At 41.5% G+C, this 8,959-nt stretch carries 8 protein-coding genes; 4 read left to right on the plus strand and 4 right to left on the minus strand.

Going from position 1 to position 8,959, the window contains the following annotated elements; all coding sequences use genetic code 11:
• Nucleotides 1-26: 26 nt before the first annotated feature.
• Nucleotides 27-320, minus strand: coding sequence for a putative quinol monooxygenase (locus ACESK1_RS10635; RefSeq protein WP_372920161.1), 294 nt, complete (start codon nt 318-320; stop codon nt 27-29).
• 3 nt (nt 321-323) lie between these two features.
• A complete protein-coding gene (locus ACESK1_RS10640; RefSeq protein WP_372920162.1) occupies nt 324-1,160 on the minus strand; it encodes an S-adenosyl-l-methionine hydroxide adenosyltransferase family protein in 837 nt (278 codons plus the stop codon).
• Between the two features lie 210 nt (nt 1,161-1,370).
• On the opposite strand from ACESK1_RS10640, the gene ACESK1_RS10645 reads away from it, so the two are divergent.
• The 4 genes from ACESK1_RS10645 (at nt 1,371) to ACESK1_RS10660 (ending at nt 6,520) form a co-directional block, all read left to right on the plus strand.
• Nucleotides 1,371-2,324: a PhoH family protein gene (locus ACESK1_RS10645; protein WP_372920163.1), complete on the plus strand. Its 954-nt coding sequence runs from the start codon at nt 1,371-1,373 to the stop codon at nt 2,322-2,324.
• Between the two features lie 173 nt (nt 2,325-2,497).
• Complete coding sequence (locus ACESK1_RS10650) at nt 2,498-3,445, plus strand: phosphoribosylaminoimidazolesuccinocarboxamide synthase (protein ID WP_372920164.1); 948 nt, start codon at nt 2,498-2,500, stop codon at nt 3,443-3,445.
• Nucleotides 3,446-3,688: 243 nt separating this feature from the next.
• Nucleotides 3,689-5,596, plus strand: a complete 1,908-nt coding sequence (gene acs / locus ACESK1_RS10655) for an acetate--CoA ligase (RefSeq protein WP_372920165.1) — start codon at nt 3,689-3,691, stop codon at nt 5,594-5,596.
• Nucleotides 5,597-5,848: 252 nt separating this feature from the next.
• Nucleotides 5,849-6,520, plus strand: coding sequence for a hypothetical protein (locus ACESK1_RS10660; RefSeq protein ID WP_372920166.1), 672 nt, complete (start codon nt 5,849-5,851; stop codon nt 6,518-6,520).
• A gap of 50 nt (nt 6,521-6,570) precedes the next feature.
• Here the strand turns inward: ACESK1_RS10660 and ACESK1_RS10665 are convergent, their stop codons facing one another.
• Complete coding sequence (locus ACESK1_RS10665; RefSeq protein WP_372920167.1) at nt 6,571-7,647, minus strand: DNA topoisomerase IB; 1,077 nt, start codon at nt 7,645-7,647, stop codon at nt 6,571-6,573.
• A gap of 134 nt (nt 7,648-7,781) precedes the next feature.
• The gene (locus ACESK1_RS10670) at nt 7,782-8,870 is read right to left on the minus strand and encodes a M42 family metallopeptidase (RefSeq protein WP_372920168.1); all 1,089 of its coding nucleotides are present in this window, start codon (nt 8,868-8,870) and stop codon (nt 7,782-7,784) included.
• Nucleotides 8,871-8,959 lie beyond the last annotated feature (89 nt).

Consider the following 8,959-nt stretch of genomic DNA (forward strand, 5'->3'; position numbering starts at 1 on the left):
AAAGACTAACATCTTTCGACTAAAGACTAAAGACTTTCGACTGCCTCAACACTCCAGGCTTCCGGTTTTTCGTTGAACATCACTTTGGTTTCAGCCCAGATGCCTTTAAAAAGCTCTGAATTCCGGTAATTTTCCAGGGCGGCCTCATCGGTCCAATGACTATACGTGAAAAAGCGGTTTGTATTGTCTTTATCCCGCAATAATTCCAGGTGTCGGCAACCTTCAAAACTTCGGATTTTATTTTTATTGGCTTCAAAGTTAGCCAGAAACGCCTCAATTTTTTCGGGATCAAATCCCATTTTCACAATCCTTATCAGCATATATTATTCAAAATTTATAGTTACCGTATCTCTTATCTCCAGCCCAAAAAGCGTGGAAGCACTTCCCACGGTTGAAGGATTGCTCTTGTAAATAGCCAGCTCGATATATCCCGCCGAATTGAAAAGGGCCAGCTTTTTCCCGTCTTCGCTTCCGCGCTTCTCTTTTTCCTGTTCAAAATTGATCCAGCCGCTATAGGCTTCGTGGATAGTTTCAAAGCCCACCATCCTGGCGCTTAGCTTATACTTTCTACCTTTCCCTACATTTTCAAATAGTTTTCTGGAAATATTGGTCACCACATTTCCGTAATTATCGATGTAAATAACGTGCCCCATTATCTGGTTGCTGTCGTTGTTAACAATAGGTTCGAATTGCTTGTTGTGTTTTATTTCGCCTATGCTTTTCCCAATCACCTCCAGCGTTCCGCCACGTGCCAGATGACTAGCGACCTTCACAAAGACATCGAGAACCGGGAAATTGGTTTGCAGCTTATCATGAATATTGATTTCCACGATCTTCGCCGGTTTTATTTCGGCAGCCAGCAGGGATAGAATTCCGTTGTTGGCGCAAATAAAATAATGATCGTCGAGCAAAACCGCCAGGTGTTTGTTTTCCGGCGTAAATTCTGAATCTATCCCGATAATATGGATGCTCCCTTTGGGGAAACTATTGTAGGCATTTTTAATGATATAGGCAGCCTCGCTTATGTGGAAAGGAGAAATCGAATGTGAAATATCAACAATCTTTACCTGTTGTTCCAGCTCGGTGTAAATTGCCCCTTTCACCGCTCCCGCAAAGTAATCTTTCTCTCCAAAATCGGTTGTTAAGGTAATTATGGCCATAGGTTATTGTTAATATTTTTTTGAGTTCTAAGCGCTTATTTTGTGTAAGTTTGTATAAGGCGAAGATAAAATTTATTTTGTCTAATCCCCTTTTAAAATCCCGTTAAAAACACGGTATTTGTCAAGAATTTATTCTGTGTTTTTAAGGAGTAATTTTATAACTGATCATTTAAAATGTAGCTGTAACCAAACAACTAAAACTCTTAGCATTTGAACGAAATTGTAATAGAACTTTCCGAAATTAATCCAAGGGAATTCTTTGGAAACCACAACGAGAATATTGAACTTTTAAAAAAGTATTTCCCCAAACTTAAGATCGTGGCCCGGGGTAGCAGAATAAAAGTTTTTGGAGATGAAGAAATGCTCGAGGAATTCGATGAACGATTTTCAATGCTGATGGATCATTTTGCACGCTACAATAAATTGGATGAAAATGTAATTGAAAGAGTACTCACCAGCGAAAGCAAAGATGATTATCAAACTTCAACTGAAAGTGGAGAGGTACTGGTGCACGGAGTTAGTGGCCGGATGATCAAAGCCCAGACCGCTAACCAGCGAAAACTGGTTGAACTCACCAAAAAGAATGATATGGTTTTTGCCATAGGACCTGCGGGAACGGGAAAAACCTATACCGGGGTGGCCCTGGCTGTAAAAGCACTCAAGGAAAAACAGGTACGCCGGATCATTCTTACCAGGCCGGCCGTAGAAGCGGGCGAAAACCTGGGATTTCTTCCGGGCGATCTTAAGGAAAAACTGGATCCATACATGCAGCCCCTTTATGATGCGCTGCGGGATATGATTCCGCACGAAAAACTGGAAACCTTTATTGAAAAGGGAATCATCCAGATAGCACCCCTTGCATTTATGCGCGGACGTACCCTGGACCATGCCTTCGTGATCCTGGATGAAGCCCAGAATACCACCCACGCCCAAATGAAAATGTTCCTGACCCGTATGGGGAAGGACGCCAAATTTATGATCACCGGTGACCCAGGCCAGATCGACCTGCCTCGCAGAGTGATCTCCGGACTAAAAGAAGCTTTATTGATTCTTAAAGATGTAAAGGGTGTGGGAATAATCTACCTTGATGATAAAGATGTTATAAGACATAAACTGGTTAAAAAGGTCATCGCCGCATATAAAGAAATAGAACACACTGAATAATTATTAATACATTTTTGTCTGAAACAATTTCTTACGTCACCCTGAACTTGATTCAGGGTCTCACAAAAGCCTTTTATTTAGAAGCATCAGATTCTGAATTAAGGCCGAATGCCTTGGGATCAGAATGACCTCTTTAACTATTTTTGGACAACTTTAATTTTTAATCTGAATTAATGAAGAACACCATAATAAAAACAAACTTTAATTTTCCCGGGCAGGAAACTGTTTACAAAGGGAAGGTAAGAGACGTTTACAGCCTGAAGAATAATAAATTGATTATCGTGGCCACCGACAGACTTTCGGCTTTTGATGTGGTTATGCCAAAGGGTATTCCCTACAAGGGTCAGATCCTGAACCAGATCGCTACAAAAATGATGAAAGCTACCGAAGATCTTGTGCCTAACTGGCTGGAAGCAACGCCTGATCCTAATGTGGCAATTGGAGAAAAGTGCGAGCCCTTTATGGTGGAAATGGTAATTCGTGGATACATGGCCGGTCACGCTGCCCGGGAATATAAGTTGGGTAAACGCCAGCTTTGCGGGGTTTCCCTTCCTGAAGGCATGAAAGAAAACGATAGATTTCCGGAACCAATCATTACGCCTGCGACCAAAGCCGAACAGGGAGACCACGATGAGGATATTTCAAAAGAAGAGATCCTAAATCGCGGAATTGTTTCTGCCAAAGACTATGTAGTACTGGAGGACTATACCCGCAAATTATTTCAGCGGGGAACCGAGATCGCCGCAGAAAGAGGACTCATCCTTGTTGATACCAAATATGAATTCGGAAAGACTTCAGAAGGAAAGATCGTGCTTATCGATGAGATCCATACCCCTGATTCTTCCCGCTATTTTTATGCGGATACCTACGAGGAACTTCAGGAAAAAGGAGAGCCTCAGAAACAGCTTTCCAAAGAATTTGTCAGACAATGGCTTATTGAACATGGTTTTCAGGGAAAAGAAGGACAGCAACTGCCCGAAATGAGCGACGATTATATCACCACGGTTTCTGAAAGGTATATTGAACTCTACGAAAATATCACCGGAGAGAAATTCGTGAAAAGCGATATCAGCGATATCGAAGCCAGAATTGAGAAAAACGTTCTGGAATATTTAAAATAAACTTCTGCACATTCCAAGAGGTCTGAAAGATCAGCTGCATTACGCGTGAAGGTCTTTCAGGCCTTTTTTTTCAATATTTCCTCTTTTTTATCTTCTCTATTTAAAAATCCTTAATTCTGATAAATACCCGTTTTAAGCAAGAGTTTAATTAGGGGAATTCCGAAGTAATTTTATAAATTGCCGTGAACATCTTTAATTTACTTGAAAAACACACTGTAGCACAATAATATTTTAATTTAAACTATGAGTAATTATCATATTAAGAATTTAGAAGAATACTTCCAGGTTTACCGGAAATCGGTGCGGGAGCCTGAAAATTTCTGGGAAGAAGTCGCTGAAGAACATTTCACCTGGCGTAAGCGATGGGATAATGTGCTGAGCTGGGATTTCTCGAAACCGGAGGTCAAATGGTTTGAGAACGCCAAACTGAATATTACCGAAAACTGTATAGATCGTCATCTGTTTTCCAATGGCGATAGAACGGCGATTTTGTGGGAACCAAACGACCCTGCGGAAGAAGCTTTGCATATAAGCTACAGGGAATTACATGAAAGGGTTAATCAGATGGCCAATGTTCTCAAAGATCATGGCATCCAGAAAGGGGACAGGGTTTGTATCTACCTGCCAATGATCCCTGAGCTGGCAGTAGCAATGTTGGCCTGTGCGAGGATTGGAGCTATTCATTCGGTGGTTTTCGCCGGTTTTTCCTCGCGGGCTCTGGCAACCCGTACTAACGATTCCGATTGTAAAATAATGATCACTGCTGATGGTTCTTACCGTGGTAGTAAAACTATAGACCTTAAAGGTATCGCTGATGAAGCTCTTAAAGATTGTCCCGGCGTTAAAGATGTGCTTGTAGTAAAACGAATTAACAGCGATATCCATATGGAAGAGGGACGGGATAATTGGCTCCAGCCTTTACTCGATAAAGCTTCCGATAAATGTGCGTCCGAAATTATGGATGCTGAAGATCCGCTATTTATTCTTTATACTTCCGGTTCTACCGGAAAACCCAAGGGGATGATGCATACCACTGGTGGCTACATGGTGTATACCGCTTATACCTTCAAAAATATTTTTCAGTATAAACAGGATGATGTTTACTGGTGTACAGCCGATATTGGCTGGATAACAGGGCATTCGTATATTATCTACGGTCCGCTTGCAAATGGTGCGACCACCGTGATGTTTGAAGGGACCCCGTCTTATCCCGATGCGGGTCGTTTCTGGCAGATCGTGGAAAAACATAAGGTGAATCAGTTCTACACTGCCCCAACTGCTATCAGGTCGCTGGCAAAAACCAGCTCTGAATTTGTGGAGAGATACGACCTTTCCTCTCTTAAAGTGCTGGGATCGGTTGGTGAGCCTATCAATGAGGAAGCCTGGCACTGGTATAATGACCATATTGGGAAGAAGAGAAGTCCTATTGTAGATACGTGGTGGCAAACAGAAACCGGAGGAATAATGATTTCTCCTATTCCTTATGTCACCCCTTCTAAGCCCACTTATGCTACTCTGCCTTTCCCTGGTGTTCAGCCCGCACTTATGGATGAGAATGGCGAAGAATTAAAGGGGAATCAGGTTGAGGGAAAATTATGTATTAAATTTCCATGGCCCGGAATGGCCAGGACCATCTGGGGGAATCATGACCGATATCGTGACACTTATTTTTCGGCTTTTGAAAACATGTATTTCACCGGAGACGGTGCTTTACGCGATGAGGTAGGATATTACAGGATTACAGGTAGGGTGGATGATGTGATAATCGTTTCCGGCCATAATCTTGGAACCGCTCCTATTGAAGATGCCATCAATGAGCACCCGGCCATAGCCGAATCTGCGGTGGTTGGCTTCCCTCATGAGATAAAAGGAAATGCGCTTTACGCCTACGTTATTCTGAAGGAAGTTGGGGAAAGCCGTGACCGGGAGAATTTGAGAAAGGAGATCAATCAATCCATTTCTGAAAAAGTTGGACCAATTGCCAAACCTGAGATCATTCAGTTTGTTAGTGCCCTTCCTAAAACCCGAAGTGGTAAGATCATGCGAAGGATCCTTAGAAAGATCGCTTCCCGCCAAACCGAAAACCTGGGAGATACTTCTACCTTGCTCAATCCTGAGATCGTGGACGAGATCATAAGCGAAAGAGGCTAGAAATCTGTAAATTAAAGTAAAGGTTGCTCAACTTGCATTTATGCTTTTTGATCAACCTTTTTTATATCTCCAACAATTTTGTGAATTGATTCCTGGGCATATTAGAGGATTAAAAACACCATCATAAAAAAAAGTGGCTGTCCCTGGCCTAATTGCCTATACAATCTCTGCCATATTTTTTATATCTTAACGCCTTGTTAAAAGCCGGAACAATAATTGATTATTAAATCTGAAACCATAATATTTTCAAAAATGAAAAACTTTTTCCCATTAATTTTTATAGCATTTATTACCCTTAATGCAACTTCTCAGATAAATGAGCAGGATATGATGAATAACCGTATGGTAATTCCGGTTTATAAAAATACTCCTGAGGGATATACAGGCAGCCCGTTTGTGAACGAGGATTTTCAAAGGGGAATTATCCATGCTGAAGAAGGAAAATCTCAACCGGCATTTCTTCGTTACAATGCGGTAGAAGGTATTATGGAGATTAAATTGAACCAACAGGAGAAAAAAATTCATGTTTTGCCTCGTATCGAAAAGATCTCTTATACAATAGGTGGACATTCTTATTATATAGATTCTAAAAGAACCGAAGAAGGGGAACTCTTAAAAGGTTATTTTGTGAGTTACTATGAAGGAGAGAGTGTTAAACTTCTGGCCTGGCCAAGACCCGATATGACAGACGCCCAGGTGGCGAAAACTGGGTATGAAAAAGATAAACCCGCTCATCTTAGCGTTGATATGGAATACTATCTTGAAATCGGGGATAACCGTCTAAAGGAAGTTAGGCTGAGACCAAGAGATTTCCGAAAAGCCTTCGATAATAATGATGCCATGAAAGATTTCCTTTCTGATAATAAAGTTAAAAGCCTTGAAGATGCAATACAGGCTCTGAAGTTCTACGATAAACAGGCTTAATAATACTAAGGCCACAAATTAAAGCTGAATCCAACAGGGTTCAGCTTTTTTTATAAGATTATTTCGTAATCATTTATCAACTTCAACACCGCTTTCTCTGTTTCAGAGAGACTGGTGTAATTTCCTTCTACCTCTTTTTTAATCGAATTAAAATAAGGCACGATATCTCCACTTTCATAAGTGTTTACGATATGCGGGTGTACATAGTAACTTCGGCACACTGCCCGGGTATTTCCTAAACCTGAAGCTGCCGTATCGAAAGCCTGCAGCAGATTCTTTCTATTCTCCTTCTCTTCTGAATTATACCCGAGTTCATGTAGAGTTTCGAAGAATATCTTTGAAGCACTCCAGGTCCTGAAATCCTTAGCCGAAAACATATCTCCGCTTATCTCGTGGATATATTCGTTTATCATCCCGCTGTCTATGCTTTGCTTTTGTCCTTTTTCATCATAGAATTTGAATAATTCCCATCCCGGGATCTCTTCGCATTGGTTGATGAGTTTTATAAGCTTCTTATTCTTCAGGGTGACTGAATGTTCCTTGCCCTTTTTACCGGTGAATTCAAACTTTACCTTATTCTTATAAGTCTTTAAATGTCTGCTTCGGAAAGTAGACAAGCCATAGGTTTTGTTTTCCTTTGCGTAATACTGGTTGCCAATCCTGATGTGGGTTTCCTCCATCAGGCGGATGATCAGGGCCAGGACTTTTCTTTGGTTCATATCTGGGAGATCCAGATCACGATCTACCCGACGGCGTATCTTTGGTAAGACTTCCCCAAAGGCTGCCATCTTAAAAAATTTGGTTTCATTTCTGATCTTAGACCACAAGGGGTGATACATATACTGTTTGCGGTTTTTTTGATCCCGACCGATAACCTGAAGATGCCCGTTTTGATAATGAGAGATCCGTACCTCACTCCATGCAGGGGGAATTACCAGTTTTTTGATACGTTGAATGGTGCCGGCATCAGACAAACGTTCTCCTTTCTTATAATAGGTAAACCCACGGCCTTGTTTTTTTCGCTTAATAGAAAGTTCTTCTTCGGAAACATAGCGTAAATTGGCAAGGTTTACCGCTTCATAAGGATCTTGGAGAATAAGGTCTACCTCTTCAGGGGTAATGGTCATCGTAGCTTTTTTTATAAAAATAGGCCTAAAACTCCTTCAGCAGTTATAAAGCTTTGTGAAAGTTGAATTAAGGAAAATAAAAAGCCTTCCCCGGTATTTCGGAAAAGGCTTTATTTCTGAAGTAGAACTCAGTTCTATTTAAAATAGCTGAAATTCTCTCCTTCCTGGATCTTTAGCAAACTTTCATAGATGAGGTTTATCACGTTCTCCACATCATTTTTGTGCACCATCTCTACTGTGGTGTGCATGTATCGCAACGGAAGGGAAATAAGAGCCGAAGGTACTCCGCCATTGCTATAGGCAAAGGCATCGGTATCGGTTCCGGTAAACCTGGAGTTGGCTGCCCGCTGAAAAGGTATTTGTTTTTCCTCGGCGGTTTCAATAAGTAATTCCCTTAAATTATTCTGAACTGCAGGAGCATAAGCGATTACCGGTCCTGCCCCGATCTTTGCCAAACCATTGGTTTTCTTTTCGATCATTGGAGTAGTGGTGTCGTGCGTTACATCGGTCACTATGGCTACATTGGGTTTAATACGCTGGGTGATCATTTCTGCCCCGCGCAAACCTATCTCCTCCTGCACCGAATTGGTGACATACAATCCAAAAGGCAGTTTCTTCTTGTTCTCTTTTAATAAACGTGCCACCTGGGCAATCATAAAACCACCGATTCTGTTATCCAGCGCACGGCATACAAATTTATCTTCATTCAGAATAAAGAAATCATCGGGGTAGGTTATAACGCATCCCACGTGTACGCCAAGATTCTCAACTTCCTCTTTAGTGGAGCAGCCTACATCAATGCAGATATTGTTCATTTTAGGAGCCTCCTCTTTCTCTTTATCCCGGGTATGGATAGCCGGCCAGCCGAACACTCCTTTTACAATGCCGTTTTTGGTGTGAATGTTCACGCGTTTTGAAGCAGCGATCTGATGGTCGCTTCCACCGTTGCGTACAACATAGATAAGACCGTCGTCGGTGATGTAATTCACATACCAGGAAATTTCATCGGCATGTCCTTCGATAACTACTTTAAAAGGAGCATCGGGATTGATGACTCCAACCGCTGTCCCATAGATATCGGTTATAAACTCGTCTACATAAGGTTTCAGATATTCCATCCATAGCTTCTGGCCTTCAGCCTCGTAACCGGTTGGCGCGGCATTATTAAGGTATTTCTCCAGGAAATCCATGGATTTTTTATTCAGTATTTTTGCTTTGTCCATATTAATTGAAATTTGGACGAATTTAATAAGAATTAGGCGGATGACAACCCCAGATTCATTAATTTTGGAATGGTTTTGGCTTATTGATT

Source organism: Salegentibacter sp. (assembly GCF_041642575.1).
GTDB lineage: Bacteria > Bacteroidota > Bacteroidia > Flavobacteriales > Flavobacteriaceae > Salegentibacter.

What these genes read in the sequence shown, in the direction of transcription:
- ACESK1_RS10635 (WP_372920161.1), bottom strand. Translation starts at nt 320, where the DNA reads ATGCTGATAAGGATTGTGAAAATGGGATTTGATCCCGAAAAAATTGAG.
- ACESK1_RS10640 (WP_372920162.1), bottom strand. Translation starts at nt 1,160, where the DNA reads ATGGCCATAATTACCTTAACAACCGATTTTGGAGAGAAAGATTACTTT.
- ACESK1_RS10650 (WP_372920164.1), top strand. Translation starts at nt 2,498, where the DNA reads ATGAAGAACACCATAATAAAAACAAACTTTAATTTTCCCGGGCAGGAA.
- acs (WP_372920165.1), top strand. Translation starts at nt 3,689, where the DNA reads ATGAGTAATTATCATATTAAGAATTTAGAAGAATACTTCCAGGTTTAC.
- ACESK1_RS10660 (WP_372920166.1), top strand. Translation starts at nt 5,849, where the DNA reads ATGAAAAACTTTTTCCCATTAATTTTTATAGCATTTATTACCCTTAAT.
- ACESK1_RS10665 (WP_372920167.1), bottom strand. Translation starts at nt 7,647, where the DNA reads ATGACCATTACCCCTGAAGAGGTAGACCTTATTCTCCAAGATCCTTAT.
- ACESK1_RS10670 (WP_372920168.1), bottom strand. Translation starts at nt 8,870, where the DNA reads ATGGACAAAGCAAAAATACTGAATAAAAAATCCATGGATTTCCTGGAG.